The sequence below is a fragment of the Jiangella gansuensis DSM 44835 genome (genome assembly GCF_000515395.1).
Taxonomy (GTDB): domain Bacteria; phylum Actinomycetota; class Actinomycetes; order Jiangellales; family Jiangellaceae; genus Jiangella; species Jiangella gansuensis.
Window position 1 is genome coordinate 4,762,192 of record NZ_KI911782.1, and the last position, 26,977, is coordinate 4,789,168.

Below are 26,977 nucleotides of genomic sequence, written 5' to 3' on the forward strand. Positions count from 1 at the left end.
TTCGGCTGCGGCCATGCTGTCACGCGTTGCGGTTCGCCGGCCGACCGGTGGCGCCCACCGGTTCGCACCAGTAGTCGGGCGGACGTGCGTTGACGTGGCGCGACGCCGGCCGGATAGTGGCCGCATGGGCATCCGGGTCAGCGAGGAGCTGGTGCGCGGCTGGAGCGAGCTGCGCTACGAACCGACCGCCAAGCGGGTCCGGGCCCGCGTCGGAGGGCAGACGTGGGTCGACTCCACCCGGGCCGTGCTCGTGTGGGAGCCGGGCCGCATCGTGCCCTCGTACGCCGTCCCGGACTCCGACATCGACGCCGACCTGCTGCCTGCGCTGCCCGGCGACGCCCCGTTCCACCCGGTGTCGGTGAGCGCCGGTGGTCCGCCGGTTCTCGACCCTCGAACGGAGTTCGCCGCCCACACGTGTGCCGGCGAGCCGCTGTCGCTGCGGCGACCGCAGCCAGACCGCGCCCTGGTGCTCGACGGCGCCGGCTTCCGGCCCGCGGACGCCGGCCTCGCGGATATGGTCGCCCTCGACTTCGCGATCTTCGACGAATGGCTGGAGGAGGACGAGCCGATCGTGGGCCACCCGCGCGACCCGTTCAAGCGCATCGACGTGCGCCGGAGCGGACGGCGCGTGGTGGTCGGGGTCGGCGGCGTGACGCTGGCCGACTCCACCCGTGCCCAGGTGCTGTTCGAGACGTGGCTGCCACCGCGGTTCTACCTGCCCCGCGACGACGTCCGCATGGACCTGCTCGAGCCCAGCACCACCCGGACCACCTGCGCGTACAAGGGGCACGCGGCGTACTTCTCGGCCACCGTCGACGGACACACCCATCGCGACCTCGCCTGGACCTATGCGCATCCGCTGTCCGACGCCACGCAGGTCTGCGACCACGTCGCGTTCTTCAACGAGCGGGTCGACGTCAACCTCGACGGGGAACCGCTGAGTCGCCCGGTGACGCCTTGGTCGTGACGATGCGCCGCCAGTGCCACGGGCGCTCGCCGGCTCGCCCGCGCAGGCAGGCGACGCGCCGGTCCGCTTCCGCCCGGGCGGCCGCGCCGCTGGCCGCGTGCTGCAACATGTACGAGCAGGCGCGCAGCTCCCGGATGTCCCGCAGCGTCTCGTAACCGGCCCAGGCGGTGACGTCGTAGCCGTAGGCGTCGCAGAACTGCCGGTAGCCGACGGCGTCGAGGGTGCCGAACGACGTCATACGCACCGCAGTGGACACCAGGTCCCACTCCGGCGGGCCGACGGAGAACCGCTCCAGGTCCACGATCCACGCGGTACCGGTGCCGTCGACGGCGACGTTGCCGGCCCAGGCGTCGCCGTGCACGACACCCGCGTCGCGGCCACCGGGCAGCTCGGCGTGCCTGGCCTCCAGGTCGTCGGCGTAGGCGAGCAACCAGGCGCGGTCGGCCGGCGACACCGTCGGCGCGGTGGCGATACGATCGCGCACGCGGACGAACGGCGCCAGCGGCGGCAGCCGGAAGTCCGCCGGCGGCTCCAGCGCGTGCACGCGCCGCAGGACCTCGGCCACCTGCAGGTTCTCCGCATCGTGGTGGTCGGGTAGCTCCACCCAGAAGGTGACGGGCGCGCCGTCGACCTCGACCGGCTGGGCCACCCCGGTCAGCGCCCGAACGGCCGGTAGCCCGGCGCGTTCCAGCCAGCGCGCGACCCGCACCTCGTTGCCGGCGGACCCGCGCTGTCCGGGCCGCCCGACCCGGGCGACCACGCCACCGCGCAACCGGTAGACGGAGTTTTCGGCCGAGCTCACCAGGCAGGCGCCGGCGGCGTCCAGGCCGGCGATGCGGCAGGCGCGGAGCAGAACGCGACCGGAGCCCTCCGCCGTCACGACGCCAGGGCGGTGGTGAGGCGGTGCCGCAGCTCGGCCACCTCGGGGCGGTCGGCGTGCGCGCTCGCATAGTCGCGCAGCTCGGCGAGGTCCATCGCGGCTCGGCGGGAGTGCAACCGGCCGGCGTCGGCGACGGCGGCCAGGCCGATGTGGGCCGCCTGGTCCGGGTCGCCCGCCGCCATGGTGAGGGACGCCAGCTTGGTCTGCGACATCGCCCGCGACCGCACGTAGTCGGCGGTGTGCCCGTCGATCGCGGCGCGCAGCCGGCCAGCCGCGTCGGTGCGGTGCCCGAGGACCGACAGGTCGAACAGCGCGTGGCCGGTGTCGCCCGCATGCTGAGCGGCGTCGTAGTAGGCCATCCACGCCGGGTCGCCAGCCGGGTCGGACTCGGAGAACGCCTCGTCGGCCAGGCCGACCGCCCGCAGGGTCTCCTGCCGCCGGCCGAGCTTCGCCAGCGCCCTGGCCCGGGCGGTGTGCAGCATGGCCCGCTCGGTGGCGGTGAGCCGGTCGGCGCGGACCAGTGCGAGCTCGGCGTAGGTGAGGCCCAGGTCGGCTTCCCCGCGCCAGATCTCCTGCCTGGCCAGCGACGAGAGCACCTTGGCGCGCAGGTGCCAGCTACCGACCTCCTCCGAGCACGCGAGCGAGAACTTGAAGATCTGCCGGGCGTCGTCGTAGGCGCAGGCGTCGAAGGCCATGTGCGCGGTCGCATGGCCGAGCAGGCCGACCGCCTCGTGCAGCTCGACCCTGACCGGGCCGGAACTCTGCGCGTTGAGCAGCTGCGCGAACCACCGCAGTTGGGCGTTGGCGGCCTCGCGGACCCCGACACCGCCGTGGCTGTGGCCCCAGCTGATCAGCAGGTCGGCGGCGCCGCGCACCTGCTCGATCTCGTCGCGCCCCACCCGCTTCGGTGCGTCGCTGGGGCGCAGCGGCGCGAGCAGGTCGAGCAGCACGGACGGCGACGCCAGCGCACCGACCCCCACGAACGCGGCGCGCAGGAACTCCTGCCGCTTCACGTCCGGCCCACTCTCAGGGTGGACGGCGAGCAGCTCGCCCCGGTTCTCCGGCCGCCGGGTGTCGGTGAGCCGCCGGGTGTTGACGAAGCCCAGGTCACGATCAGAATCCACTCCGAGTACCGCTCGGAGGGCTTCCCGGTAGTCCGCCTGAGGCCACCGGATGACGCCCCGCTCGAGCTTGCCGATGTAGTTGTCGTCCAGCTCGTGGACCCGCCCGGTGGTGCGGTGCAGATAGGCGTTGACCAGATCCGCGAGTTCCTGACGTGACATCGCGGCTCCGGGCACGTCAGGGGACGGCGAGCTCTCGCGGGCCTGACGCAGGTGCTCATTCGCTTCGCGCACGATGTCTCCACGTAAGCGGGGACGAACATATTGGCATTCTCGGCGGATTGCAGTCAGGAGTTCCGGAGGTTCCCGAACCATCCCTACTCGCCTCCCCCGATGATCCCACCTCGATGCCCTACTGATCACCCAAATGAGACGAAATGATCGGAGCACGAGTCATGGCCGGTGCCTTACTCCCGATTCGACACCGTTCATGGATGCCGTGACTTGAGGCGGGTTGCCGGAAGACCACCCCGACCCGGCAACCCGCCGAAGAACCTCACGGAGAGGGTTGGCCATCATGCTGCGCCGGGACACCGAATACGTTCTGACCTGGAACGCCGCCGACCACAGCTGGGAAGCTCGCCCCATCCGGCGTGAGGGTAGCCGCATCGTGCCGCTGGGCCCGGCCGCAGGGGAGGGCCGGGCCGCGGCGGTCGTTCCGGACGCCGCCCGCATCGGCTGGGACGACTGATCCTGACGGCAATTCCACCGCCATTCAGATTGACAATTGGTCCGAATTGTCACGCTTTTCCGCTGCTTCGCCACCGGCTTGCCGGACCGTCCCCAGCATGACATCGGTGCAATTCCACCGTATTGCCGGAAGAACTGACCGAACGGATGATTGCCGTATCCCGGCCTTCCGGTCGCGCTCCCGCCCGGTCCTTCCCGCGAGCGCCGCGCCCACCACGCCCCGAGGTTCCCTGAGTCGCCCCTGACGCCTGCGGGGGCACTCGTACGCCGAGGACCGTACGGCGAATGACGCCGCTGGGCTGACGACCTGCGTACGTCCGCGTCCATACCGTGATGCCACCGATCGACGCAGATCGGGCGGGCCGCCGGAGCGGCAACTCCGGCGGCCCGAGAAGCAGACCGGTCCAGTCCCGGACATCGGTTCAGGCGCTCCTCGCGAAGGATGGTAGATCATGCAGGCGACCACTCCCGGCCCTCGACAGACCCAGCCGGCCCCCGCGCGGCGGTCCCCCGCCGGACGACCCGACCCGGCAGCGGCCATCACCCGGTGGCTGTCCCGGCACAGCGTCCAGGCGCTCCAGATCAGTCTCGGCCTCGTCTTCCTCGCCTTCGGCGTCCTGAAGTTCGTCCCGGGTGCCAGCCCGGCGGAAGCCCTGGTCGAGCGGACCATCGACACGCTCTCGCTCGGCCTGGTCAGTGGTCAGGCAGCGGTGGTCGTGACCGCCGTCGTGGAGTGCTTCATCGGCCTCACCCTCATCACCGGTGTGCTGCTGCGGACCGGTCTGGTGGTGCTCGGCGGCGCCTTGATCGGCATCATGTCGCCGCTGGTGCTGTTCGCGGGTGACCTGTTCGCTGACGGGACACCCACGCTGGAAGCCCAGTACGTGGCCAAGGACATCGTGCTGGCCGCGGCCGCCCTCGTGGTGACCGCGAAGGCTCTCGGTGCCCGGATGACCCCCGAGCGAGCGGCCTGACGCCGCCGACGCCACTCACCCGCAGCGCCGGGCTCGCCACTCGCGAGCCCGGCGCTTCGTGTCGCGCTAGTCGACCGAGAGATCCCGAGTGCGACGCGGGCCGTTCGTCTGCGCATCGCCGCCAGCGGCCTCGGCCGCCGGCGCGCTACCGCCGACGGGTTCCGGCGCCTGCTCCGGCTGCGACAGGCCGAGGAGATAGCCCGCCCCCAGCGTCCTGAACACCATGCAGTCCACGGTTCCAGTCGCGTGACGACGACACATCGACCCAGCAGCGGATGAACCACGTACGCCGCTGGGCGTAGGGGTACTCCCGTACGGGTCCTCCCGGAGGCCCCGGACCGCTTCGTACGGAGGCCCCGCGACGCCGGCGCCGCGCGGTCAGAGCGAGCCGTGGACGACCTCGCCGCCGAGCACCGTCGCCAGCACGGGGATCGCGGCGATCTCGGACGGGTCCGCGTCGTGTGGGTCGGACCCGAGCACGACGAGGTCGGCGAGCGTCCCGGCGGCGAGCCGGCCGGCGACGTCGTCGAGGCGGCACGCGTAGGCGCTGCCGGTGGTGTAGGCGGCCACCGCCTCGGCGACGGTGACGGCCTCGTCCGCGCCCACCGGTGCGCCGCCGGAACTAGCCCGCTCGACCATGAACTGGATGGCCCGCAGCGGTGCTCCGTCGGCCACCGGGCGGTCGGAGCTGCCGGCCAGGGTGACGCCGTGGTCGAGGAAGGAGCGCCCGCGGTACATCCAGCCGCTGCGCTTCTCGCCCATGATCGTCGAGTAGTCGTCGCCGAAGGCATGCAGGAAGGTCGGCTGCACCACGGCGGTGAGGCCGGCGGCAGCCAGCCGCGGCAGCTGCTCGGGCCGGACCAGCCCGCAGTGCTCCACCCGGTGCCGGGCCTCCGGCCGCGGGTGTGCCGCCTGCGCCGCCGTCACCACGTCGATGGCCTGGTCGACCGCGGCATCGCCGATGGCGTGGATGGCCAGCTGCCAACCGGCCCGGTGCGCGTCGAGAACCAATGCGGCCAGCTCCGCGTCGTCGAACAGGAGCTGGCCGGTGCCGCCGTCGTCGTCCTCGTAGGGCTCGGTGAGCGCGGCGGTGCGTGCCATCATGCCGCCGTCGAGCCACATCTTGAGCGCACCGATGGACAGCATGTCGTCGCCCAGGCCGGTGCGCAGGCCGAGGTCGACGGCGCGGGCGATGCCGTCGGCCGGGTCGGCGCCGGACGGGCGCAGCAGCGAGGCGGGGATCATGGCCTGCACGCGCACGGGCAGCCGACCCTGTTCGCGCGCGGCCTGGTACGCGGCCAGCTCGACCGGCGAGAACCCGGCCAGGTCGGCCACGATGCCGGCGTCGGCACACGTCGTGACACCTTGGGAGAGGCACTGCCGCCCGGCCGCCTCGATCGCGTCGACCAGCTCCGCCACGCTGTACGGCAACCGGCGCGAGCGAGCCAGCTCCATGGCGCCCTCGGTCAGCAGGCCGATGGGCCGCCCCGCATCGTCGCGGACGACACCCTCGCCGGCGGCGGCGAACTCCTCCTCCGTCACCGTGTCGAGGACGGCGTTGGACACCAGGCAGGCATGGCCGGATGCGTGCGTCATGAAGATCTTGCGACCCGGCGCGGCCAGCTCGAGGTCGTCCCGGGTCAGGTGACCACCGAGCGTGCGCTGGTCGTAACCGGCGAGGTCGACCCAGCGCCCGTCCGGGGTCGCCGCGGCCGCCTGCCGGACGGCGTCGAGGACGGCGTCGCGGGTGCGCAGCGCGGACAGGTCGGGCATCCCGGAGGCCAGGCCGGTCCAGCTCAGGTGGGTGTGGGCGTCGACGAAGCCGGGCAGCACGGTGGCGCCCCCGAGGTCGACGCTGCGCCGCGCCGGCAGCCCGTCGACCTCCTCGTCCAGGCCGACGATGCGGCCGCGCCACACGCCGATGCGCGACGCGGCCGGGCGCGCCGGGTCCATGGTCCGCGCCCGGCATCCGGTCACCAACAGGTCGAGCTCCACCGCGCCTCCATCGGCAGTCCGTGCGTGAACGGCACGAGTCTGGCAGTGTGACAGCCGTTGCGTTACGGTCACTATAGGCGTACTAGTACAGTTCAGGAGGACCGATGCAGACGCCGCGCCACTTCCGCGCGGACAGCCCGGCCCGCGAGGCCCGGCTGATCCGCGAGAACCCTTTCGGCCTGATCGTGAGCGCTGGCACTCCTGGCGAGAACGCTGCCGCGGCGCCGGTGGCCACCCACGTGCCCATGCTGCGCCGGCCCGGCCCCGGCGGCCCGCCCGCCGACGACGAGCCGTTGGCCGGCGGCAGCATCATCGGGCACCTGGCCCGGGCCAACCCGCAATGGAAGACGCTGCTCCCCGGGCAGCCGGTGCTGGCGGTGTTCCTCGGCCCCGACGGCTACGTGTCGCCGACGGTGTACGACGCGGCTGCGAACGTCCCGACCTGGAACTACGCCGCCGTGCACGTCACCGGCACGATCCGGCTGATCGACGACCGCGACGAGGCACTGGCGGTCATCCTGGCCAGCATCGACGCCACCGAGGCCTACGCCGGCACCGGCTGGGACCGGGGCGAGTCCATGGGCTACGTCGAGCAGCTGCTCGGCGGCATCGTCGCGTTCGAGATCACCGTCACCGACGTCCGCAGCACGTTCAAGCTGAGCCAGAACAAGCCGGCGGAGACGCAGCAACGGGTGCGCGCCGCCTTCGCCGCCAGCGACCACGGCCGCGATCGCGAAGTCGCCGCGCTCATGGCCGACGTGCTCGACCTGCCGGGCTGAGCCGACGGGACGATCAGGGCCCTCCGATCACGCCAGCTGGGTCAGCCGCGACGGTGCCAGCACCGCGGCCAGGTCGCCGGCCAGCCGCCGTGCCTCCTCGGCACCGAGCGTCGACGTCGTGATCCGGACGAACGGGTCGCTGCGCAGGCGGTGCGGCTCGCCGGCCCGGACCGCCCAGCCGAGTTCCTGCAGCCGCTGCACGACGGCGATCTCGTGCGCCACCGGCACACAGACGTTCAGCCCGGAGCGGCCGCGGGCCACCACGCCACGTTCGCCCAGCGCCGTCAGCAACCCCTCCCGGCGCTCTCGGTACACCTGGGCCGCGGACCGGGTGGCCGAGCGGACGCCGTCGTCGCTCCACAGCTCCACCACCAGCCGCTGCAACACGTGACTGACCCACCCGGCGCCGACCAGCTGGCGCTCCGCCACGCGCCGTGAGGTGCGCTGATCGGCCAGCAGGAACCCCACCCGCAGGTCGGGGCCGAGCACCTTGCTCGTGGTGCGCACGATGGCCCAGGCCCGCCGGCCGGCCGCTACGGCCACGTACGCGGCGCCGGCGATGAGGGAGGCGTGGTCGTCCTCGATCACCAGGACTTCGGGATGCCGGTCGAGGAGCCGGCGCAAGTCGCGGGCGCGCCGGGCGGAGACGGCCGCCCCCGTCGGGTTCTGGGCCCGCGGCGTCACGACGAACGCCGCGACCCGCGTCTCCAGGGCCGCGGCGAGCGACGCAGTCACCGGGCCGTCGTCGTCGACCGCCACCCCGACCGGCACCATGCCCATGGCCCGCACCAACTCCAGCACACCGGGATAACCGGGGTCCTCGACGGCGACCCGGTCGTTCGGCCGGGCCCTGCTGCCCAGCACCCGCTCCACACCGTCCATCGCGCCGCCGACCACGCCGATCGGTCCGGCACCGGCGCGCACCGACGCCGGGACGTCGTCGAACTGCTCCTCGGCGACGGCGGCCAGCTCCGGCAGCACCGTCGGGTCGCCGTAGCGGAACCGCGGCACGCTCATGCGCGACAGCGCGGTACGGGGGTCGGGCAGCAGGTCAGGGGCGGGGTTGCCGTCGCTGAGGTCACGCACCCCCGCCGCGACCCGGCCGAACTGGCGAGCCTGCGGCGCCGAGCGGACACCCACCCTGGTGGCGCGACCCGCCTCGCTGGTGACGACGCCGCGCAGCCGCAGGTCGCGGTAGGCCGCCGACACCGTCGACGGGCTCACCCCCAGGCCGGCGGCGAGACCGCGCACCGACGGCAGCGGTTGCCCGGGGGTCAGCTCGCCGCGTTCGATCGCGCTCTCGACGCTGTCGGCGATGTCGCGCGAGGTGCGGCCGGCGATGGCGGGCTCGGCTGCCATGCCGCCAACTGTACTGGTACAGCAGCGCCCGGCCGGCCGTTACTCCTCGCGGTGCACCAGGTCCGGCCCGAACGCCGGCATGCAGACGGCGACGTACTCGGCGCCCTGCGGACCGGCGAGATACCGCACCCGCCGGCCGGCCGGGGTGACCACCGCCTCACCCGCGCCGACCTCGGTCCGGCCGTCATCGTGCTCGACGACGACGCTGCCACTCAACACGAGCGTGATCTCGTCGAACTCCGGTGTCTGCGCCGGCTCGTCCCAGCCGGGCGGCGCTGTCATCCGGGCCACCGAGACGCTGGTGCTCTCGGTGGCGACTCGGCCCACGAACTCCTCGATCAGCTTGCCGCCCGGCACCGGGATGCGGGTCGGGGCGTCGATGTGTCGCACCATGAACGCGAGCGTACGCCGTCAGCCGATGCGGTCGATCACCAACGGCGGCAGGTCCGGCCGGGCGCCCTCGGGGGCCACGACGTACGCACCCTCCAAAGCCTCCAACGCCCGGTCGAAGCGGGCCGGCTCGTCGGTGTGCAGGGTCAGCAGGGGCTCACCGGCCCGCACCGAGGCACCGGGCTTGGCATGCAACTCCACCCCGGCCGCCGCCTGCACCGGCTCGTCCTTGCGCGCCCGGCCGGCTCCCAGCCGCCAGGCCGCGACACCGACCAGGTAGGCGTCGAGCGTCGTCAGCACACCGTCGGCGGGAGCGAGCACGGTGTGCGTCTCACGCGCCTCCGGCAACGCGGCATCCGGGTCGCCGCCCTGCGCGGCGATCATGCGCCGCCACACGTCCATGGCGGCGCCGTCCGTCAGCGCGTCGGCCGGATCCTTGCCGCCGTCGAGCCCGGCCGCCGCCAGCATCTCCCTGGCCAGCCGGACGGTCAACTCGACCACATCCTCCGGCCCGCCGCCCGCCAGCACCTCCACCGACTCTCGCACCTCCAGGGCGTTGCCGGCGGTGAGCCCGAGCGGGGTCTCCATGTTCGTCAGCAGAGCCACCGTGCGCACCCCGGCATCGGTGCCCAGCGCCACCATCGTCTCGGCGAGCTCACGCGCGGATTCGACGTCCTTCATGAACGCGCCGGAACCGACCTTGACGTCCAGCACGAGAGCACCGGTGCCCTCGGCGATCTTCTTGCTCATGATGGACGAAGCGATCAGCGGGATCGCCTCGACCGTGCCGGTGACGTCGCGCAGCGCGTACAGCTTCTTGTCCGCCGGTGCGAGGTCGTCGCCGGCCGCGCAGACGACGGCACCGGTGTCGCGCAGCACACCGAGCATCTCGTCGGCCGACAGCGACGCCCGCCAGCCCGGGATCGACTCCAGCTTGTCCAGTGTGCCGCCGGTGTGCCCGAGACCGCGCCCGGACAGCTGCGGCACCGCGGCGCCGCAGGCCGCCACCGTCGGGGCCAGCGGCAGCGTGATCTTGTCGCCGACGCCGCCGGTGGAGTGCTTGTCGGTGGTGGGCCGGCCGACGCTCGACCACTCCATGCGCCGGCCGGAGCGGATCATCGCATCGGTCCACCGGGCGATCTCACGCCGGGACATCCCGTTCAGGAGGATCGCCATGGCCAGCGCCGACATCTGCTCGTCAGCGACGACACCACGCGTGTACGCGTCGACCATCCAGTCGACCTGACCGTCGGACAGCTCGTCCCGGTCGCGCTTGGCCCGGATGACGTCGACGGCGTCGAACGGCTCCGGCGAGTTCGGGTTCGCTGGTGCGGACATGCTGGGATCATCGCACCGATCGGCCCGCCGTACGCTGGCGGGCATGACCCGGACCCGACAGACCTACCTCGAGGCCGCCGAGACCGTGCTCCTCCTGCTGCGGGACCCCGCGGTGGCGGCGGCATGGGACACACCCAGCGCGCTGGCGTCGTTCCAGGTGTCCGGGCTGGCCGGGCACCTCGCCGGCCAGATCCTCGCCGTCCCCGGGGTGCTCGCCGCACCGGTCCCGGACGAGCCCCCCGCGGCGCTGCTCGACCACTACACCCGGGCCTCCTGGATCGGCGCCGACCTGGACTCCGACACCAACGTGGCCATCCGGACCGCCGGCGACGACCACGCCGCCGACGGTCCCGCCGCGCTTGCCGAGCGGACCGCCGCGACGCTGGAATCCCTGCGCCGGACGCTCCCGGCCGAACGGCCCGACCGGGTCATCCACCTGACCGGCCGGTGGTCGCTGTCGCTGGACGACTACCTGACCACCCGGCTGCTCGAGATCAGCGTCCACGGCGACGATCTCGCCGTCAGCGTCGGCGTGCCCACCCCGCCCCTGGCCGACGACGCCCTCTACCCGGTGTTCGCGCTGCTGACGAAGCTGGCGGTGCGCAAGCACGGCGCCCCCGCGGTGCTGCGCGCCTTCAGCCGCGCCGAGCGCGCCCCGTCGTCGATCGCCGCGATCTGATCGCCGTCGGAAACCGAAATGATCACGTGGCGTTGGGGTACACCCGCATCACCATGCATGCTTGCCTGGTGACGCGGGAGCACCCATGGTCCACGTGATCATTTGGGGCTCACAGGAGGCGGACGCGAAGGGACTCCAGAACGGCGCCGATGGGGTTGCAGTACGTGAGGCCCTGGCCGTTCTCGCCGCCGTACTCGCTGCCGGCGAAGAGCAGCCCGATCGCCTCCCGGGTGTCGGGACGGTACACGACCGAGCCGCTGTCGCCGCCGGCGGAGAACCCGGTCGCGGCGGCCCCGGTGACCTCGATCTGGTCGTCGAAGTCGATGACGCCCGACGGGTACTGCACGCTGATGCCGTCGAGTTCGATCGCGCTCACGCGGCCCCTGGTGAGCCCGGTGGTGCGGCCGGCCTTCTCCACCTCGAGATCGTCGATGACGGTGCTCCAGCCGGTCAGCTCACCGGCGGGGTGCACGGCCTCGACCTGGACGCCGTCGTCCAGCTTGGCGGTGGCGGCGTCGACGAGGTTGGGGCGGTCCGGGTCGAGCGTCACGGCGAGGTCCAGGGCGCCGATCCGGTCGTCCGGTGCGGCGCCGCCGTCGGCGGTCCCGGGCTGGACGACGACGTCACCCGCCGCGCCGCGATCGGAGTCGGCCAGCACGTGGTTGTTCGACAGGACGGCCACCACCGAGCCGTCGCCGTCGGCGGGCGTCACGAACGCGCCGATGGTCCCGGCGCTCACGTCCAGGTGCGAGATGGACAGCCCGGGTCGTAGTGGGCGGTGTCGTCCCTGCAGCTCACCGGGATCCCACTGCAATGCCCGCACCATGCCGACGTCGCGTACGTCGCACTCGTCGCCGGCCAGTTCGCGGCTGGCGTCGGCGATGCCGCTGGCCAGCTCGGACTGCCCGAACGTGCGGACGGCGACGCCGTAGGTGCCGGAGCCGAGCACGCAGATGCCGGTGGCGACGCCGCCGACGGGTTCGCGCGGCGGTTGCAGTTGCTGATGCAGCACCACCGTCCGGCGCCGCAGTTCTGCCTTGATCTCTCGCGCCGTCTCGATCCGCATCGCCCCACTCTAGGGCGACATGATCACCGGGTCACGGTAGCTGTTCGGGTCCGAACGCCTGCGGCAGCATCCGGTCCATCGTCAGCACGCCGCCGGGTGTCTCGACCAGGAGCTCGGGACCGCCGTGCTCCCACAGCAGCTGCCGGCACCGCCCGCACGGCGTCGTCAGCCGGCGTTCCGCCCCGCCGACGCAGGTGAACGCCACGAGGCGGCCTCCCCCACCGGCCACCAGGGAGGACACCAGCCCGCACTCGGCGCACAGGGTCACGCCGTAGGCGGCGTTCTCGACGTTGCAGCCGGTGACCACCCGCCCGTCGTCGACCAGGGCGGCCGCGCCCACCGGGAACGACGAGTACGGCGCGTAGGCGCGGGCGGCCACCTCGACGGCCGCCGCCCGCAACGCCTCCCAATCGATCGCGGCGGTCACCGTGCCTCGCCGCGCCGATATCGCAGGCCGTCGGCCGCGGGTGGTCGCAGGCGTTGGGTCGCGCTCGCGAGCACCACGAGGGTCACGATGTACGGCGTCATCGACGTGAATTCGGTCGGCAGCGAGTCAGCGAGCGCCCAGACGGCCACGGCCACGCCGGAGAGCACCAGCAGCACGCCAGCCAGGACGTAGCGCCCGGCCAGGACGTCACGCAGGCCGATGGCCGCGAGAATCATGGCCACCAGCAGCACGAGAGCCAGCACCGCCAGCGACGACGACGCCCGCAGCCGCACCGCGTCGGAATAGCCGAACAGCCCGGCACCGGTGGCGAGGCCACCCGGCCGCCAGTTGCCGAAGATCATCGCGGCCAGGCCGATGTATCCGCGCCCGCCGGTCTGCCCCTCGCGGTAGCCGCCCGTGAACAGCACCAGGAACAGCCCGCCGAGGCCGGCCAGGGCACCGCTGACGACGACGGCCAGGTACTTGATGCGGTACACGTCGACGCCGAGGGTCTCGGCTGCGAGCGGGTTCTCGCCGGCTGACCGCCACCGCAGGCCGAGCGCCGTACGCCACAGCACGAACCACACCAGCGGCAGCAGCAGGACGCCGATGACCGCGAAGACGGTCAGGCCGGTGGTGAGGCCGTGCAGGACGCCCGCGGCGTCGGACAGGACCGGGACACCGGTGTCCTCGAGCCTGCCGAGGAGGTTCGGCCCGGAGGAGAGGACGGGGACGTCGAACGTCGCCGGGCCGGAGCTCATCTGCGGCGACTGCGTCGGGCCGCCACCGGAGTCGTTGCCGACGTAGACGCCTTCGGAGAGGAAGCGCACCAGGCCGGCAGCGACCAGGTTGATCGCCACACCGCTCACGATGTGGTCGACACCGAAGGTCACCGTGGCGACGGCGTGAAGCAGACCGCCCAGCGCACCGCCGATGACGGCGCCCGCGAACGCGCCCCACGGCCCGGCGTGCCAGCCGCCGAAGCCGGCGCCCCAGGTGCCGAGGATCATCATGCCCTCGAGGCCGATGTTGATGACGCCGGCGCGCTCGGCCACCAGTCCGCCCAGGGCGGCCATGGCGATCGGCAGTGCGAGGATCAGCATGGCCCGAGCGGTACCGCTGCTGGTCAGGACATCCTGGTCGGTGATGACCCGGACCAGGGACAACGCCACGAAGCCCAGCGCCGCCACCAGCAGCACCCGGCGCCAGCGGGAACCCGCCGGTTCGCTCTCCGGCCGCCGCATGATCATCTGGGTGAGGCTCGTCACGACGACACCTCCTCGGTCACCGTCTGCGGATCTTCGACCCGGGCCCGGCGCTCCTCGGCCCGCAGCAGCCGGCGTCGTCCGACCTCGTCGACGATCACCACACAGAGCACGATGATGCCCTGCATGATGACGACGGCGGCCGGCGGAATGCCCTCGGACTGCAGCCGCGGCCCGGCGCGGTCGAGGAAGGAGAACAGCAGCGCGGCGCCGGCGATGCCGAGCGGGCGGTTGCGGCCCAGCAGCGCGACGGCGATACCGGTGAAGCCGTAGCCGGCCACGAACGACTCGCCGGAGAACCGGAACGACTCGCCCAGCAGCTCCGGCAGCCCGACCAGCCCGGCGAGAGCGCCGGACAGCAGCATCGCCTTGATGGTCATCGCGCCGGCGGAGACACCGTTGGCGGTGGACGCCGACGGGTTCAGGCCGCTGCTGCGCAGTTCGAAGCCGAACCGCGTCCGCGACAGGACCACCGCCATGACGATGCCCACCAGGATGGCGACGAAGACGAAACCGTAGACCGGCCGGCGTGGCTCCTCGAGGCCGAGCAGGCCGAAGAGCTCGTTGATGCCGGGGACGCGGCCGGACTCCGGCAGCTCCCGGCTGGACGTGTTCTCGCCCGCGCCGAGGTCCGGGTCGGCGAACGGCCGGCGGATCAGGTAGGCGGCGATGCCGATGGCGATCGAGTTCAGCATGATCGTCGAGATGACCTCGCTGACACCGCGGGTCACCTTGAGCACGGCGGGAATCGCCGCGTAGGCCGCGCCGGCCAGCATCGCCACCACGATGATCACCAGGACGTGCAGCGGGGCCGGCAGCACGACAGCGGCACCCACACCGGCCGCGATGACGGTCGCGATGCGGTACTGCCCCTCCACGCCGATGTTGAACAGGCCCATCCGGAACCCGACGCTGACCGCGAGCCCGGACAGGAACAGCGGAGCCGCCCGGTTGATCCACACGCCCAGCGAGTTGGCCTGGGCCGTCGGCGACTCACCGAAGTCGAACAGTGCCCCAAGCGCCGCGAGCGGGTTCTCCCCGATGATCAGGATGAACAGCGCCGTCACAAGCAGGGCGACACCGAGCGCCACCACGGTCGGAGCGAATCCGCGCGCCCATGCGACGACCCGCGTCATGCCTTCTCCTCCAGCGCCGCGCCGGTCATGTACGAGCCGAGGATCTCCGGAGTGACCTCGGCCGGGTCGAGTTTCGCGACGAGCCGGCCGCGCAGCACGACGTAGAGGGTGTCGGACAACCCCAGCAACTCCTCGAGGTCGGCCGAGATGAGCACCGTGGCCAGGCCCGCCGCGCGAGCGTCGCGGATGCGGTCCCAGATGGCCGCCTGTGCTCCGACGTCCACGCCGCGGGTGGGGTGAGCCGCCACCAGCATCGCCAGGTCGGTGCTCATCTCCCGGCCGATGACGAGCTTCTGCTGGTTGCCGCCGGACAGTGCGCCGGCCAACGTCTCGGGGCCCGGAGCGCGCACGTCGTACTCGTCCATGACCCGGCGGGTGTCGGTGCGAGCCGCGGCGGGGTTGATCCAGAACCGGCCGCCGAACGGTGCCTGGTCCTGGTGCCCGAGCATCCGGTTCTCCCAGAGCGGCGCTTCGAGCAACAGCGCCTGCCGGTGCCGGTCCTCCGGAACGAACCCGATGCCGGCACGGCGGCGGCGCTGCGCCGGCCAGTCGGTCATGTCCTCGCCACCGAGCTGGATCGTCCCGGCGCTGGGCTTGCGCAGCCCCATGATCGCCTCGACCAGCTCGCTCTGGCCGTTGCCCTCGACGCCGGCGAACCCGACGATCTCACCGCGGCGGACCAAGAAGCTCACGTCCGACAGCAGGTCGAAGCCCTCGTCGCTGGTGACGGTGAGCCCGTCGACGCGCAGCGCCACCACGTCGGCCACCGTGGACTCGCGGGTCTCGGGCGTGGGCAGCTCGCTGCCCACCATCAGCTCGGCCAGCTGCCGGGGCGTCGTGGCCGACGGTTCGACCGTCGCCACCGTCGTGCCGCGGCGGATGACGGTGATGGTGTCGGCGACCTTGAGAACCTCGTCGAGCTTGTGGCTGATGAACACCACGGCCAGGCCCTCGGCACGCAGTTCGGCGAGGTTGGAGAAGAGGGCGTCCACTTCCTGCGGCACGAGCACGGCCGTCGGCTCGTCGAGGATGATCACCCGGGCGCCGCGGAACAGCACCTTGGCGATCTCGACACGTTGCCGGTCGGCCACGGACAGCTCCGCCACCAGCCGGTTGGGGTGCAGGCTCAGGCCGTAGCGCCGCGAGAGCTCGTCGATGCGCTCGCGCGCCGCCGCGGTGTCGAGCCGGCCGCCGCCCTTGCGCGGCTCGGCACCCAGGACGATGTTCTCGAGGACCGTCAGGTTGTCGGCCAGCATGAAGTGCTGGTGCACCATGCCGATGCCGGCGGCGATGGCGTCGTTCGGGCTGTGGAAGTCGACCGGCGCGCCGTCGACCCGGATGGTTCCCTCGTCCGGGCGGTGCATGCCGTAGAGGGTCTTCATCAGGGTCGACTTGCCAGCGCCGTTCTCACCCACGATGGCGTGAACCTCGCCGCGCAGCACGGTCAGGTCGACGTCGTGGTTGGCGACGACTCCCGGGAAACGCTTGGTGATGCCGTCGAGTTCGACGACGGGTTCCGCGGTCACGGTGCTCCCTCCGACACACACGTCGCCGGGCCGCCCGGGCAAATGCCGCGGGCTCCCGGCGACGTGGCCACGGCTCGCGTCACTCGGTCGGGCTGACCTCGATCTCACCGTCGATGATCTGCTGCTTGTAGTCGTCCAGCTGATCGGTGATGTCGTCGATGAACCCACCGCTGGTGGCATAGCCGACACCGTCGGAGGACAGGTCGTAGGCGGTGGACTCCAGCGAGCCCTCCTCGAGGTACGTGTTGATGCTCTCGAACACCGCGTTGTCGACCCGCTTGAGCATGGACGTCAGGATGTGGTCCTGCAGCTCCGGGTCACCCGCGGTCTCCCACTGGTCGGAGTCGGTGCCGATGGCCCACGCGTCGGCAGCGGCCGCCGCCTGGAACGTGCCGATGTTCGACTGACCGGCCGGCGTGTAGATGATGTCGATGCCGGACTGGTACATCGCCTCGGCGGCCACGCGGGCAGCCGCGGCGTTGTCGAAGCCGCTGGGGTCCTCACCCGGGGCCAGCCGCTGATCCTGCACCTGGATGGCCGGGTCGACGGCGGCGACACCCTGCTTGAAGCCGGCGGCGAAGGCGTTGATGACGGCGCCCTCGTTACCACCGACGATGCCGAGCTGGCCGCTCTCGGACTTCAGCGCGGCGGCGACACCCATCAGGAACGAGCCCTGCTCGTCCGCGAACGTCATGACGGCGACGTTCTCCAGCTCGCTCGGCCCGCCGTCGATGCGGACGAACTGGACGTCCGGGTACTCCGCGGCGACGGTGTCCATGTCGGCGCCGAACGCGTACCCGATGCCGATGACGGGGTCGTGGCCCTCGTCGGCGAGCTGCCGCAGCAGGTCGGCGCGGTTCGAGCCGTCCTCGTTCGGCGACAGCTCCTGGAACGTGATGCCGAGCTCGTCCGCGGCGCGCTCGATGCCGGCGGCAGCGGAGTCGTTGAACGACAGGTCGCCTCGGCCACCGACGTCGAAGGCCAAGCCGACGCTGGCATCCTCCGAACCGCCGGTCTCCGACGTGCCGGCGTCGCCGTCGTCGTCGCTCGCGCAGCCCGTAAGCATCACAGCCGCGGCAGCGAATCCCGCGGCGAGTTTCATGACCCGACGCACGGGCATGCTCCCTTCGATCACCCGGCTCAGCCTGCTGAGCCCGAACGCGTGGATGCTATCCGCATACCGAGACTCCGGCGAGCGCCGAACGCCGTCGTTACCAGAACGAGAGTGAACTGCCGACCTGCCGTTTTCCATCTCGCCGCACCTGGGCAGGTTTCGACCGCTGCCCGGCGGGGCATTTCGTCAGGTTCAGCCGTCGCCCTGCACGACGGACTGCACCTCGGCGACCGGGACGTTGACCGTGACGCTCTGCTCGAGCGCGTCGAGGTCACCGCCCACCTCAGTGCCGTCCTGGTCGACGCCTTCCCACGTGGCGTTCCAGAACGTCGACGCCGTCACCGGGTAGCCGCCCGGGTACGCCACGGAGGCCCGCGAGAACGACACGGTGCATCCGGCGGTGTCCGCGACGCCCGGCTGCCATTCCTGGACGGCCAACGGAGGTGCGCACTCGCGTGAGCCGGCCGGTGAGGCGAGCGACAACCCACCGGTCGTGGCGGTGACCTCCGCCCACACCGGGGAGCCGACGATCTCGGCCCGGACGCTCAGCTCGCCCTCTTCGCCACCGACCGACTGCGGGTCGGTGACCCAGAACCACGTCGGCAGGTTCACGAACGTCGCACCGGCCGGACCGTTGGTGATCTTGGGATTGCGGTCGATCTCGGGCGCGGGGATCTCCAACACTTCACGCGCCTCGATAGCCAGGTCCTCCGGATCCACGTATGGAGCCGGAGGGTCGACTGTGACCTCCCACGCGTCGAGCACGATGGGGATCTGTCCGAGCCAACTGCCTCCGTCATGGACGTCGGTGTACCCGAGTTCTACGAGTAGCGGCCAGTCGTTGTCGCCCACACATTCCGGCGTATAGAACGTCACATCCGTACCTGCGGCTTCCAGCGCGACCTGCTGTTCGAACCACTCTCGACTGGGGAGACTGTAGTACCACCCGGCGCCGGTGCCGGACGAGCCTAGCGACGCGACGTACTCGTCACGCCACTCGAGCATCTGCTCGGCGTCGGTTCCGTCGGCGGCCATGACGGAGTCACCGCCCAGTTCCCAGCCGTCGTAGGAGAACTGTTCCCACCAACACAGAGCTGGAACCGAGATGGTGTATCCGCCGCCGCCGTCGGGGGCACCGTCGCCGGAGAAGACGACCTGGACTTCGACCTCATAGCCGGTGCCGGTGTTGCCACCACCGCCATCGTCGCCATCTCGCGCCTGTGCCGGAGCGGTCGTGCCCACCGCAAGGATCATCGCCGCGCCGGCCGTGAGACCGGCTCGTGCCAGCTTGGACATCAGTCCCGCCACTCCATCGGGTTCGCGGTCACGGATTTCGCAGGATACCAGGCGACAATGCACCAGTCGCCGGCAAATCGGGCCTCATGAGCACGCCGTGGCGCCCTTCTGAGTCGAGTTCGACACCAGCCAGCGGCCGTCGACGTTCTCAACCGTCAGCACCTGCCGCTCCACGGCGTCCAGCGGTTCCGGCTCGCCGCGCACGTACTGCACCCAGTTCGCCATGGTGATGCAGGCATCGACCTCGGCGGTGGTGCCGTCGACGGAGACGTCGCGTACCTCGATGACCGTGGGCTCGCCGACGGTCACCCGCTGCTCCAGCACCGACTCGGCGGAGTACTGCACCAACCGGCCGAGCTGCGGGTTGGTGGCGGACTCGGCCAGCCGGGCGGTTTCGGGGTCGGCGCCGAAGAGGATGGCGTCCCAGGCGGCCATGAAGCGGCCGACGACCTCGAGGACCGCTTCCTCCTCTGCGGTGGCGTCGCCGGGGATCTCGACCGGCAGCTGCGGCGCCAGTTCGATGACGCTCTCCTGGCCGTCGGGCAGGAACGGCTGGGTGAAACCGTCGCTGGGCTCGGTGGCCGGGGGCTCGTCGTCGCCGCGGGGGGTCTCGGCCGGCTCCGAGTCGGTGGGGTCCGCGTCGGCCGGCGTGGATTCGGTGGTGGTCGGATCGGACAGCCCGGCCGGTTCCTCAGCGGGTGACGAGCATGCCGCCAGGGCGGCGACAGCCGTCAGCGTGGCGAGTTTGACGCCTCGTCGGCTCATGCGTCCCCTCCGTCGGTTGCCGGCCAGGCACATCGTACGAGGCCTGCGCCGCGGCAGAGGATCAGATGCCGGCTGTGGGCGTGTACGTCCCCCACACCTCGCGTAGCACGTCGCACACCTCGCCGACGGTCGCGCTGGCGGCCAGGGCAGCACGCATCGGGTCGAGCACGTTGTCCTGGCCGGACGCCGCGGCGCGCAGCCCGTCGAGGGCCCGGTCCACGGCGGCGGCGTCGCGGGAGGCGCGCAGCCGCGCCAGCCGGTCGGCCTGCGCGGCCTCGATTGCGGGATCGACCCGCAGCGGCTCGTACGGTTCCTCGTCGTTGGTGACGTAGCGGTTGACGCCGACGACGGTGCGCGCGCCGGCGTCGATCTGCTTGGCGATGTCGTAGGCGGACTGCTCGATCTCGTTCTTCTGGAAGCCGCGTTCGATGGCCGCGACGGCGCCGCCGAGGTCCTCGACTCGCGTCATGAGGTCGACGGCGGCGGCTTCGAGTTCGTCGGTGAGCGACTCGACGGCGTACGACCCTGCGAACGGGTCCACCGTGTCCGTGACGTCGGTCTCGAATGCAAGTACCTGCTGGGTGCGCAGCGCCAGCCTGGCCGCCTTCTCGGTCGGCAGCGCGATGGCCTCGTCGTAGGAGTTGGTGTGCAGCGACTGGGTTCCGCCGAGGACCGCCGCCAGCGCCTGCACCGCGACCCGGACCATGTTCACTTCCGGTTGCTGTGCCGTCAGCTGCACTCCCGCGGTCTGCGTGTGGAACCGCAGCATCTGCGCCTTCGGATTGGTGGCACCGAACTCGTCGCGCATCACCCGTGCCCAGATGCGCCGGGCGGCCCGGAACTTCGCCACCTCCTCCAGCAGGGTGGTGCGGGAGACGAAGAAGAACGACAGCCGCGGGCCGAACTCGTCGACGTCCAGGCCGGCCGAGAGCGCCGCCCGGACGTACTCACGCGCGTTCGACAGCGTGAACGCGACCTCCTGTACAGGCGTCGCCCCGGCCTCGGCCATGTGGTAACCGGAGATGGAGATGGTGTTCCAACGCGGGATCTCGCGGTGGCAGTAGGCGAAGATGTCGCTGGTCAGCCGCAGTGAGGCGGCCGGCGGGAAGATGTAGGTGCCGCGGGCGATGTACTCCTTGAGCACGTCGTTCTGGACCGTGCCGGTGAGCCGGTCGCCCGGCACGCCCTGCTCCGCCCCGACCAGCTGGTACAGCAGCAGGAGCAGCGCGGCCGGCGCGTTGATGGTCATGGACGTCGACACCTCGCCCAGGGGGATGCCGTCGAACAGCACCCGCATGTCCTCGATGGAGTCGATCGCCACGCCGACCTTGCCGACCTCGCCGGCCACGACGGGCGAGTCGGAGTCGTAGCCCATCTGCGTCGGCAGGTCGAACGCGACCGAGAGACCGCCGGTGCCGGCCTCGACCAGCTGGTGATAGCGGGCGTTCGATTCCGCGGCCGTGCCGAAGCCGGCGTACTGGCGCATCGTCCAGGGCCGCCCGGTGTACATGGTCGGGTAGACACCGCGGGTGAACGGGTAGCCGCCCGGCTCGCCGAGCCGTTGTTCGGCCGGCCAGCCCGCCAGGTCCCGGGGCCCGTAGACCGGCTGGATGGGCAGGCCGGATTCGGTCGTGCTCATGGCCACCTCCTCGTCGCCGGCGATGAGCCCACGGTAGTGACCCCGCGACGGTGCCGGGTGGTGACTTTGTGCACACGAGCCGTGCACGTGATTTTCTGCACACCGGCGTAGGCCGGCCCCGCGGCGGCCGGTGTCAGCCGAGCTGGTGCACCGTGGTCTCGTTGTCCGCCTCGACGACGAGGAACCGCTCGCCCCGCCCCACCCGGCGGCCGAGCGGGACGCGCTGCCGGCCACGGTCGAGCGGACCGGTGTAGACGTCGGTGTGGTGCACCCGGTAGAGCGGGTCGAGCCGGTGCAGGGCGACATCGACGTGCGCCGGGCGGCGCAGCACGAGCACGATGCTGTTGTCGCCGGCTTCGTACGCGGCGGCGCCGACGATCCGGGTGTCGCGGTTGGGCGCGGTGACGACTTCACGCACCTGTGCCACCAGCAACGACGGGATGGGCGCGAGGCCGTCGACCACCCTCAGCGTGGGGTTCTGCGCCTTGAGCGCGGCGATCATGCGCTCGCGTTTCGGCCCGGTGACCGCCCGTCCGAGCGCCAGGATGTCGATGCTGGAACCGTCGACGCCGTATCGGACCCGCTCGGCGTCGGTCTCCTCACGGACGACCATGCCGGCCTCGCGCAACGCCCGACCCAACTCGTCGAGAACGCGGACCCGCTTTCCGACGAGTAGGACACGTGCAGGAGTCCCGATCTCGGTCGTCACGCAGTACTCCCCTTGTCGACGTCACCACCCGCCGTCTCCTCGATCTTGCGGGCTTTCGTCACTCAGAGTCACGGTCCATCTCTGATGCTGAGACCGTTGCGTCTCGAAACTGTTGCCCGGTCGCCAGAGCGTCATCCGCCATTCATGCCGGTCTCGCCGATGCGCCACCGGGCGCCTCCACCGTGGAGTCATGCGGGTAGCGATCGTCGCGGAGTCGTTCCTTCCCCAGATCAACGGGGTGACGAACTCGGTCTGCCGAGTCGTCGAACACCTCACCCGGCATGGCCACGCCGCGCTCGTCGTCGCACCTGGCGAGGGCGTGACCGAGTACGCCGGACAGCCCGTGGCGCGGGTGCCGTCGTTTGCCCTGCCCGGCAACGACGACAGCATCGTCGGGCTCTCCACCCGTCGCCGGGTCGGGCGCCTGTTGCGCGACTTCGAGCCCGACGTCGTCCATCTCGCCTCACCGGTGTGGCTGGGCAAGGCGGGCATGAGCGCGGCAGCCAGGCTCGGGCTACCGACGGTAGCGGTCTTCCAGACCGATGTCGCCGGGTTCGCCCGCGGCTACCGACTATGGCGCACCATCGGCGACGACGCCATCTGGGCCTGGCTGCGGCGCATCCACGAACAGGCGGACCTGACGCTGGCGCCGTCGTCCGCGACGCTCGCCCAGCTGGGCCGGCACGGGATCCCGCGGCTGGCGCGGTGGGGCCGCGGCGTCGACCTCGTCCGGTTCCATCCGGCGCACCGTGACGAGGACCTGCGTCGCGAACTGGCACCGAACGGCGAGGTCATCGTCGGCTACGTGGGCCGGCTGGCGCCGGAGAAGCAGGTCGCCTCGCTGACGGCGTTGCGCGATCTCCCCGGCATCAAGCTGGCCATCGTGGGCGGCGGGCCCAGCGAGGACGCGCTGCGCACTGCGCTGCCCGACGCGGCGTTCCTGGGGTTCCGCACCGGCGAGCCGCTCTCGCGCGCCTACGCGAGCTTGGACGTCTTCGTGCACACGGGACCGGCCGAGACCTTCTGCCAGGCCGTGCAGGAGGCGCTCGCCTCCGGGGTGCCGGTCGTCGCGCCCAACGCCGGCGGCCCGATCGACCTGATCGACCACGGCTGGTCCGGCTATCTCGTCGACACCGGCGACGGATCGGAACTGCGGGCCGCGGTGGAACGGATCGCCGCCGATCCGGTCCGGCGGGTCCGGATGGCCGCGGCCGCCCGGGAGTCGGTGTACGGCCGATCGTGGGACGCGGTGTGCGATCAGCTCCTCGGCCACTACACCGCCGCGATGGCCCGGCAGGCCCAGCGTGCGGCGCCGGCGGCGTAGGATCTGCGGCGGCTTAGGGTAGCCTCAGTGAGACATCTCACTGCTGATTCATGGCCCTGAACAGGTCAGACGTGAGATTAGCCACGGACTGACGGTCCCCGGCAGGGCTACCATGAGCCACGGCCGGAGCCGTGGATGCGCCGGCACTCGCCGACACATCGGAAGGCAACAGATCCGTGCCCAAGGCACCAGCTGGCACGCTCTACCGCGGCCGCGAAGGCATGTGGTCATGGGTGGCCCACCGGGTCACCGGAGTGGGCATCTTTTTCTTCCTCTTCGCGCACATCCTCGACACCGCGCTCGTTCGCGTGTCGCCGGAGGCGTACAACGAGGTCATCGCGACCTACAAGAACCCGATCGTCGGGCTGATGGAGGTCGGCCTGGTGGGCGCGGTGGTGTTCCACGCGTTCAACGGCCTGCGCATCGTCCTGGTCGACTTCTGGTCCAAGGGTCCGCGCTACCAGCGGCACATGTTCGTCGCGGTCGGCGTGCTGTGGGTGGCCCTCATGGTTCCGTTCGTCATCCGTCATCTCTCGCACGTGTTCGGAGGCTGAGCGATGACCACGACCATCCCCTCGCCCCGGTCGCCACGCACCACCCGGCGGCTGCGCGGGCGCACCAACACCGAGCTGTACTCGTGGCTGTTCATGCGGGCCTCGGGCGTGCTGCTGCTGATCCTGGTCTTCACGCACCTGTTCGTGAACCTCATGACCGGCGACGGCATCAACGCGCTGGACTTCGCGTTCGTCGCCGGCAAGTGGGCCGACCCCGTGTGGCAGGTGTGGGACCTCGTCATGCTGTGGCTGGCGATGATCCACGGCACCAACGGAATGCGCACCGTCATCAACGACTACGCCGAGCGCGACCAGGTGCGGATGTGGCTCAAGATCGGCCTGTACACAGCCACCACCATCACGATCGTGCTCGGCACGCTGGTCATCTTCACCTTCGACCCGTGCCCGCCGGACGCAGCCGCCGACCTGCTGCCGTCGTTCTGCTCGGCTTCATAGCCGTCCCCGCTGTTCAGAGAGGCAAGTCATGCAGACCCACAAGTACGACGTGGTGATCGTGGGCGCCGGTGGGGCCGGGATGCGCGCGGCCCTCGAGGCCGGCCAGCGCGTACGCACAGCCGTCCTGACCAAGCTGTACCCGACCCGGTCGCACACCGGCGCGGCCCAGGGCGGCATGTGCGCCGCGCTGGCCAACGTCGAAGAGGACAACTGGGAGTGGCACACCTTCGACACCGTCAAGGGCGGTGACTTCCTGGTCGACCAGGACGCCGCCGAGGTGATGGCCAAGGAGGCCATCGACGCCGTCCTCGACCTGGAGAAGATGGGGCTGCCGTTCAACCGCACCCCGGACGGGCTCATCGACCAGCGCCGCTTCGGCGGGCACACCCGCAAGCACGGTGAGGCCGCCGTCCGCCGCTCCTGCTACGCCGCGGACCGCACCGGCCACATGATCCTGCAGACCCTCTACCAGCAGTGCGTCAAGCACGACGTCGAGTTCTTCAACGAGTTCTATGTCCTCGACCTGCTGTTCACCGAGGTCGACGGCGTCCGGCGCACCGCCGGCGTGGTCGCCTACGAGCTGGCGACCGGCGAGATCCACGTCTTCCAGGCCAAGTCCGTCGTGTTCGCAACCGGCGGCGCCGGCAAGGTCTACAAGACGACCTCCAACGCGCACACGCTGACCGGCGACGGCATGGCCATCGCCTACCGGCGCGGACTGCCGCTGGAGGACATGGAGTTCTTCCAGTTCCACCCGACGGGCCTGGCCGGCCTGGGCATCCTGCTGTCCGAGGCCGCCCGCGGCGAGGGCGCGATCCTGCGCAACAGCGAGGGCGAGCGGTTCATGGAGCGCTACGCCCCCACCCTCAAGGACCTGGCTCCCCGCGACGTGGTCGCCCGGGCCATGGCCAACGAGGTCCGCGAAGGCCGCGGCTCCGGCCCGAACAAGGACTACGTACTGCTCGACCTCACGCACCTGGAGCCGGCGCACATCGACGCCAAGCTCCCCGACATCACCGAGTTCGCCCGCACGTACCTCGGTGTCGAGCCCTACACCGAGCCGGTGCCCGTCTTCCCCACCGCCCACTACGCGATGGGCGGCATGCCGACGACGGTGGACGCGGAGGTGCTGGCGGACAACGACCACGTGGTGCCAGGGCTGTACGCCGCCGGAGAGGTCGCCTGTGTCAGCGTCCACGGCGCCAACCGGCTGGGCACCAACTCGCTGCTGGACATCAACGTGTTCGGCCGCCGGGCCGGGCTGGCCGCGGCCAAGTTCGCGGCCACCGCACCATGGGTGGAGCTGCCGTCGTCGCCGGCGGACGAGACGGTGGCACTGCTGGACGGAATCCGCGACCGCGCCGACGGCGAACGCGTCGCCGTGCTGCGTCGCGAGCTGCAGGAGACCATGGACGCCAACGCCCAGGTCTTCCGGTCAGAGGCGACCCTGAAGCAGGCGCTGTCCGACATCCACGCACTCAAGGCCCGCTACCAGAACGTGTCCGTGCAGGACAAGGGCCGGCGCTTCAACACCGACCTGCTCGAGGCCGTCGAGCTCGGATTCCTGCTCGACCTGGCCGAGGTCATCGTCGTCGGCGCCCTGGAGCGCAAGGAGTCGCGCGGCGGCCACTTCCGCGAGGACTACCAGAACCGCGACGACGTCAACTACATGCGCCACACCATGGCGTACCGCCAGGACTCCGACGGCGCTGTTCGCCTGGACTTCAAGCCCGTCGTCATCACCCGTTACCAGCCGATGGAGCGCAAGTTCTGATGACTGCTGCTGTCGCCGACGCCCCGGCCGCCGGAGCGGTGCCGTCCTTCGAGGTCACCATGCGGCTGCGCCGCTTCAACCCCGAGGCCGACACCGAGCCGCGCTGGGAGGACCACACGGTCACCATGCACGGCACCGACCGCGTGCTGGACGCCCTGCACAAGATCAAGTGGGAGATCGACGGCTCGCTCACGTTCCGCCGCTCCTGCGCGCACGGCATCTGCGGCTCCGACGCCATGCGCATCAACGGGCGGAACCGGCTGGCCTGCAAGACCCTGCTCAAGGACCTGCCGCTGAAGAAGCCCATCACCGTCGAGCCGATCAAGGGCATGACGGTGCTGAAGGACCTCGTGGTCGACATGGACCCGTTCTTCGAGGCCTACAAGTCGATCATGCCGTTCCTGATCACGTCCGGCAACGAGCCCACGCGCGAGCGTCGCCAGTCGCCGGAGGACCGCGCCCGCTACGACGACACCACCAAGTGCATCATGTGCGCGGCCTGCACCTCGTCCTGCCCGATCTACTGGACAGACGGCCAGTACTTCGGACCCCAGGCCATCGTCGGGGCGCACCGGTTCATCTTCGACTCCCGCGACGAAGGCGCCGAGCAGCGGCTGGAGATCCTCAACGACCGCGACGGCGTCTGGCGCTGCCGCACCACCTTCAACTGCACGGACGCCTGCCCGCGAGGCATCGAGGTGACCAAGGCGATCCAGGAAGTGAAGCGGGCGCTGTTGTTCCGCCGCGTCTGACC

At 71.3% G+C, this 26,977-nt stretch carries 26 protein-coding genes; 10 read left to right on the forward strand and 16 right to left on the reverse strand.

All coding sequences use genetic code 11. The annotated features are described in order from the left end of the window. Nucleotides 1-124 precede the first annotated feature (124 nt). The gene (locus JIAGA_RS0122420) at nt 125-967 is read left to right on the forward strand and encodes a DUF427 domain-containing protein (RefSeq protein ID WP_026877370.1); all 843 of its coding nucleotides are present in this window, start codon (nt 125-127) and stop codon (nt 965-967) included. Here JIAGA_RS0122420 and JIAGA_RS31785 read toward each other — a convergent pair. Continuing rightward, nucleotides 918-1,847, reverse strand: coding sequence for a phosphotransferase enzyme family protein (locus tag JIAGA_RS31785; RefSeq protein ID WP_051426406.1), 930 nt, complete (start codon nt 1,845-1,847; stop codon nt 918-920). The two genes, JIAGA_RS0122420 and JIAGA_RS31785, sit on opposite strands and share 50 nt — an antisense overlap. Further along, on the reverse strand, nt 1,844-3,202 hold the full coding sequence (locus JIAGA_RS0122430) for an NsdA family TPR-like regulatory protein (RefSeq protein WP_211239799.1): 1,359 nt from the start codon (nt 3,200-3,202) through the stop codon (nt 1,844-1,846). The genes JIAGA_RS31785 and JIAGA_RS0122430 overlap by 4 nt, the downstream gene beginning before the upstream one ends. Nucleotides 3,203-3,485: 283 nt before the next feature. Between JIAGA_RS0122430 and JIAGA_RS0122435 the strand changes: the two genes are divergently transcribed. After that, on the forward strand, nt 3,486-3,659 hold the full coding sequence (locus JIAGA_RS0122435) for a hypothetical protein (protein ID WP_157553428.1): 174 nt from the start codon (nt 3,486-3,488) through the stop codon (nt 3,657-3,659). 451 nt (nt 3,660-4,110) lie between these two features. Continuing rightward, nucleotides 4,111-4,632: a hypothetical protein gene (locus tag JIAGA_RS0122440; RefSeq protein WP_035812867.1), complete on the forward strand. Its 522-nt coding sequence runs from the start codon at nt 4,111-4,113 to the stop codon at nt 4,630-4,632. 378 nt (nt 4,633-5,010) lie between these two features. Here the strand turns inward: JIAGA_RS0122440 and JIAGA_RS0122450 are convergent, their stop codons facing one another. Continuing rightward, nucleotides 5,011-6,585: an amidohydrolase family protein gene (locus JIAGA_RS0122450; protein WP_051426722.1), complete on the reverse strand. Its 1,575-nt coding sequence runs from the start codon at nt 6,583-6,585 to the stop codon at nt 5,011-5,013. Between the two features lie 146 nt (nt 6,586-6,731). On the opposite strand from JIAGA_RS0122450, the gene JIAGA_RS0122455 reads away from it, so the two are divergent. Further along, nucleotides 6,732-7,406 carry an FMN-binding negative transcriptional regulator gene (locus tag JIAGA_RS0122455; protein ID WP_051426407.1) on the forward strand — a complete coding sequence of 225 codons (675 nt, stop codon included), beginning with the start codon at nt 6,732-6,734 and terminating at the stop codon, nt 7,404-7,406. 27 nt (nt 7,407-7,433) lie between these two features. Here the strand turns inward: JIAGA_RS0122455 and JIAGA_RS0122460 are convergent, their stop codons facing one another. Genes JIAGA_RS0122460 through JIAGA_RS0122470 form a run of 3 tightly spaced genes read right to left on the reverse strand, consistent with a single transcriptional unit; the run spans nt 7,434 to nt 10,493 of the window. Further along, the gene (locus JIAGA_RS0122460) at nt 7,434-8,765 is read right to left on the reverse strand and encodes an aminotransferase class I/II-fold pyridoxal phosphate-dependent enzyme (protein WP_026877376.1); all 1,332 of its coding nucleotides are present in this window, start codon (nt 8,763-8,765) and stop codon (nt 7,434-7,436) included. A 39-nt stretch (nt 8,766-8,804) separates the two neighbouring features. Continuing rightward, the gene (locus tag JIAGA_RS0122465) at nt 8,805-9,158 is read right to left on the reverse strand and encodes a cupin domain-containing protein (protein WP_026877377.1); all 354 of its coding nucleotides are present in this window, start codon (nt 9,156-9,158) and stop codon (nt 8,805-8,807) included. 18 nt (nt 9,159-9,176) lie between these two features. Then, a complete protein-coding gene (locus JIAGA_RS0122470) occupies nt 9,177-10,493 on the reverse strand; it encodes a thymidine phosphorylase (protein ID WP_051426408.1) in 1,317 nt (438 codons plus the stop codon). Nucleotides 10,494-10,536: 43 nt separating this feature from the next. On the opposite strand from JIAGA_RS0122470, the gene JIAGA_RS0122475 reads away from it, so the two are divergent. Continuing rightward, nucleotides 10,537-11,172, forward strand: coding sequence for a maleylpyruvate isomerase N-terminal domain-containing protein (locus tag JIAGA_RS0122475; RefSeq protein WP_026877379.1), 636 nt, complete (start codon nt 10,537-10,539; stop codon nt 11,170-11,172). 109 nt (nt 11,173-11,281) lie between these two features. Here the strand turns inward: JIAGA_RS0122475 and JIAGA_RS0122480 are convergent, their stop codons facing one another. From JIAGA_RS0122480 to JIAGA_RS0122525, 10 genes are all read right to left on the reverse strand, one after another. Then, a complete protein-coding gene (locus tag JIAGA_RS0122480; RefSeq protein ID WP_026877380.1) occupies nt 11,282-12,238 on the reverse strand; it encodes a chymotrypsin family serine protease in 957 nt (318 codons plus the stop codon). A gap of 31 nt (nt 12,239-12,269) precedes the next feature. Continuing rightward, nucleotides 12,270-12,665 carry a cytidine deaminase gene (locus JIAGA_RS0122485; RefSeq protein WP_084469973.1) on the reverse strand — a complete coding sequence of 132 codons (396 nt, stop codon included), beginning with the start codon at nt 12,663-12,665 and terminating at the stop codon, nt 12,270-12,272. Beyond that, nucleotides 12,662-13,933, reverse strand: a complete 1,272-nt coding sequence (locus JIAGA_RS0122490; protein ID WP_026877382.1) for an ABC transporter permease — start codon at nt 13,931-13,933, stop codon at nt 12,662-12,664. Before JIAGA_RS0122490 ends, JIAGA_RS0122485 begins: the two co-directional genes overlap by 4 nt. Continuing rightward, the gene (locus JIAGA_RS31790; RefSeq protein WP_051426409.1) at nt 13,930-15,066 is read right to left on the reverse strand and encodes an ABC transporter permease; all 1,137 of its coding nucleotides are present in this window, start codon (nt 15,064-15,066) and stop codon (nt 13,930-13,932) included. The genes JIAGA_RS0122490 and JIAGA_RS31790 overlap by 4 nt, the downstream gene beginning before the upstream one ends. After that, the gene (locus JIAGA_RS0122500; RefSeq protein ID WP_026877383.1) at nt 15,063-16,592 is read right to left on the reverse strand and encodes an ABC transporter ATP-binding protein; all 1,530 of its coding nucleotides are present in this window, start codon (nt 16,590-16,592) and stop codon (nt 15,063-15,065) included. Before JIAGA_RS0122500 ends, JIAGA_RS31790 begins: the two co-directional genes overlap by 4 nt. A 79-nt stretch (nt 16,593-16,671) precedes the next feature. Next, entirely contained in the window at nt 16,672-17,712 is a 1,041-nt protein-coding gene (locus tag JIAGA_RS0122505; protein WP_425402771.1) for a BMP family lipoprotein, read from the reverse strand. Between the two features lie 186 nt (nt 17,713-17,898). Beyond that, the gene (locus JIAGA_RS0122510) at nt 17,899-19,002 is read right to left on the reverse strand and encodes a hypothetical protein (RefSeq protein WP_026877385.1); all 1,104 of its coding nucleotides are present in this window, start codon (nt 19,000-19,002) and stop codon (nt 17,899-17,901) included. A gap of 84 nt (nt 19,003-19,086) precedes the next feature. After that, nucleotides 19,087-19,767: a hypothetical protein gene (locus JIAGA_RS31795; RefSeq protein WP_035812871.1), complete on the reverse strand. Its 681-nt coding sequence runs from the start codon at nt 19,765-19,767 to the stop codon at nt 19,087-19,089. 61 nt (nt 19,768-19,828) lie between these two features. Then, nucleotides 19,829-21,406, reverse strand: a complete 1,578-nt coding sequence (locus JIAGA_RS0122520; protein WP_035812873.1) for an acyl-CoA mutase large subunit family protein — start codon at nt 21,404-21,406, stop codon at nt 19,829-19,831. A gap of 133 nt (nt 21,407-21,539) precedes the next feature. Continuing rightward, nucleotides 21,540-22,115, reverse strand: a complete 576-nt coding sequence (locus JIAGA_RS0122525; RefSeq protein WP_026877387.1) for a hypothetical protein — start codon at nt 22,113-22,115, stop codon at nt 21,540-21,542. Nucleotides 22,116-22,305: 190 nt separating this feature from the next. Between JIAGA_RS0122525 and JIAGA_RS0122530 the strand changes: the two genes are divergently transcribed. The 5 genes from JIAGA_RS0122530 to JIAGA_RS0122550 all read left to right on the forward strand — a co-directional run bounded on the left by JIAGA_RS0122530 (nt 22,306) and on the right by JIAGA_RS0122550 (nt 26,975). Further along, entirely contained in the window at nt 22,306-23,439 is a 1,134-nt protein-coding gene (locus JIAGA_RS0122530; protein ID WP_026877388.1) for a glycosyltransferase family 4 protein, read from the forward strand. 176 nt (nt 23,440-23,615) lie between these two features. Continuing rightward, a complete protein-coding gene (sdhC, locus tag JIAGA_RS0122535) occupies nt 23,616-23,993 on the forward strand; it encodes a succinate dehydrogenase, cytochrome b556 subunit (RefSeq protein ID WP_026877389.1) in 378 nt (125 codons plus the stop codon). Between the two features lie 3 nt (nt 23,994-23,996). Beyond that, nucleotides 23,997-24,449, forward strand: a complete 453-nt coding sequence (locus JIAGA_RS0122540) for a succinate dehydrogenase hydrophobic membrane anchor subunit (RefSeq protein ID WP_026877390.1) — start codon at nt 23,997-23,999, stop codon at nt 24,447-24,449. A 28-nt stretch (nt 24,450-24,477) separates the two neighbouring features. Next, nucleotides 24,478-26,223: a succinate dehydrogenase flavoprotein subunit gene (sdhA, locus tag JIAGA_RS0122545; RefSeq protein WP_026877391.1), complete on the forward strand. Its 1,746-nt coding sequence runs from the start codon at nt 24,478-24,480 to the stop codon at nt 26,221-26,223. After that, nucleotides 26,223-26,975 carry a succinate dehydrogenase iron-sulfur subunit gene (locus JIAGA_RS0122550; RefSeq protein WP_026877392.1) on the forward strand — a complete coding sequence of 251 codons (753 nt, stop codon included), beginning with the start codon at nt 26,223-26,225 and terminating at the stop codon, nt 26,973-26,975. Before sdhA ends, JIAGA_RS0122550 begins: the two co-directional genes overlap by 1 nt. Nucleotides 26,976-26,977: the final 2 nt, after the last annotated feature.

Coding starts and splice junctions, on each gene's coding strand:
- JIAGA_RS0122420 (WP_026877370.1), top strand. CDS start 125: ATGGGCATCCGGGTCAGCGAGGAGCTGGTGCGCGGCTGGAGCGAGCTG.
- JIAGA_RS0122435 (WP_157553428.1), top strand. CDS start 3,486: ATGCTGCGCCGGGACACCGAATACGTTCTGACCTGGAACGCCGCCGAC.
- JIAGA_RS0122440 (WP_035812867.1), top strand. CDS start 4,111: ATGCAGGCGACCACTCCCGGCCCTCGACAGACCCAGCCGGCCCCCGCG.
- JIAGA_RS0122450 (WP_051426722.1), bottom strand. CDS start 6,585: ATGGACCCGGCGCGCCCGGCCGCGTCGCGCATCGGCGTGTGGCGCGGC.
- JIAGA_RS0122455 (WP_051426407.1), top strand. CDS start 6,732: ATGCAGACGCCGCGCCACTTCCGCGCGGACAGCCCGGCCCGCGAGGCC.
- JIAGA_RS0122460 (WP_026877376.1), bottom strand. CDS start 8,765: ATGGCAGCCGAGCCCGCCATCGCCGGCCGCACCTCGCGCGACATCGCC.
- JIAGA_RS0122465 (WP_026877377.1), bottom strand. CDS start 9,158: ATGGTGCGACACATCGACGCCCCGACCCGCATCCCGGTGCCGGGCGGC.
- JIAGA_RS0122470 (WP_051426408.1), bottom strand. CDS start 10,493: ATGTCCGCACCAGCGAACCCGAACTCGCCGGAGCCGTTCGACGCCGTC.
- JIAGA_RS0122475 (WP_026877379.1), top strand. CDS start 10,537: ATGACCCGGACCCGACAGACCTACCTCGAGGCCGCCGAGACCGTGCTC.
- JIAGA_RS0122480 (WP_026877380.1), bottom strand. CDS start 12,238: ATGCGGATCGAGACGGCGCGAGAGATCAAGGCAGAACTGCGGCGCCGG.
- JIAGA_RS31790 (WP_051426409.1), bottom strand. CDS start 15,066: ATGACGCGGGTCGTCGCATGGGCGCGCGGATTCGCTCCGACCGTGGTG.
- JIAGA_RS0122505 (WP_425402771.1), bottom strand. CDS start 17,712: ATGCCCGTGCGTCGGGTCATGAAACTCGCCGCGGGATTCGCTGCCGCG.
- JIAGA_RS0122510 (WP_026877385.1), bottom strand. CDS start 19,002: ATGTCCAAGCTGGCACGAGCCGGTCTCACGGCCGGCGCGGCGATGATC.
- JIAGA_RS31795 (WP_035812871.1), bottom strand. CDS start 19,767: ATGAGCCGACGAGGCGTCAAACTCGCCACGCTGACGGCTGTCGCCGCC.
- JIAGA_RS0122520 (WP_035812873.1), bottom strand. CDS start 21,406: ATGAGCACGACCGAATCCGGCCTGCCCATCCAGCCGGTCTACGGGCCC.
- JIAGA_RS0122530 (WP_026877388.1), top strand. CDS start 22,306: ATGCGGGTAGCGATCGTCGCGGAGTCGTTCCTTCCCCAGATCAACGGG.
- JIAGA_RS0122540 (WP_026877390.1), top strand. CDS start 23,997: ATGACCACGACCATCCCCTCGCCCCGGTCGCCACGCACCACCCGGCGG.
- sdhA (WP_026877391.1), top strand. CDS start 24,478: ATGCAGACCCACAAGTACGACGTGGTGATCGTGGGCGCCGGTGGGGCC.
- JIAGA_RS0122550 (WP_026877392.1), top strand. CDS start 26,223: ATGACTGCTGCTGTCGCCGACGCCCCGGCCGCCGGAGCGGTGCCGTCC.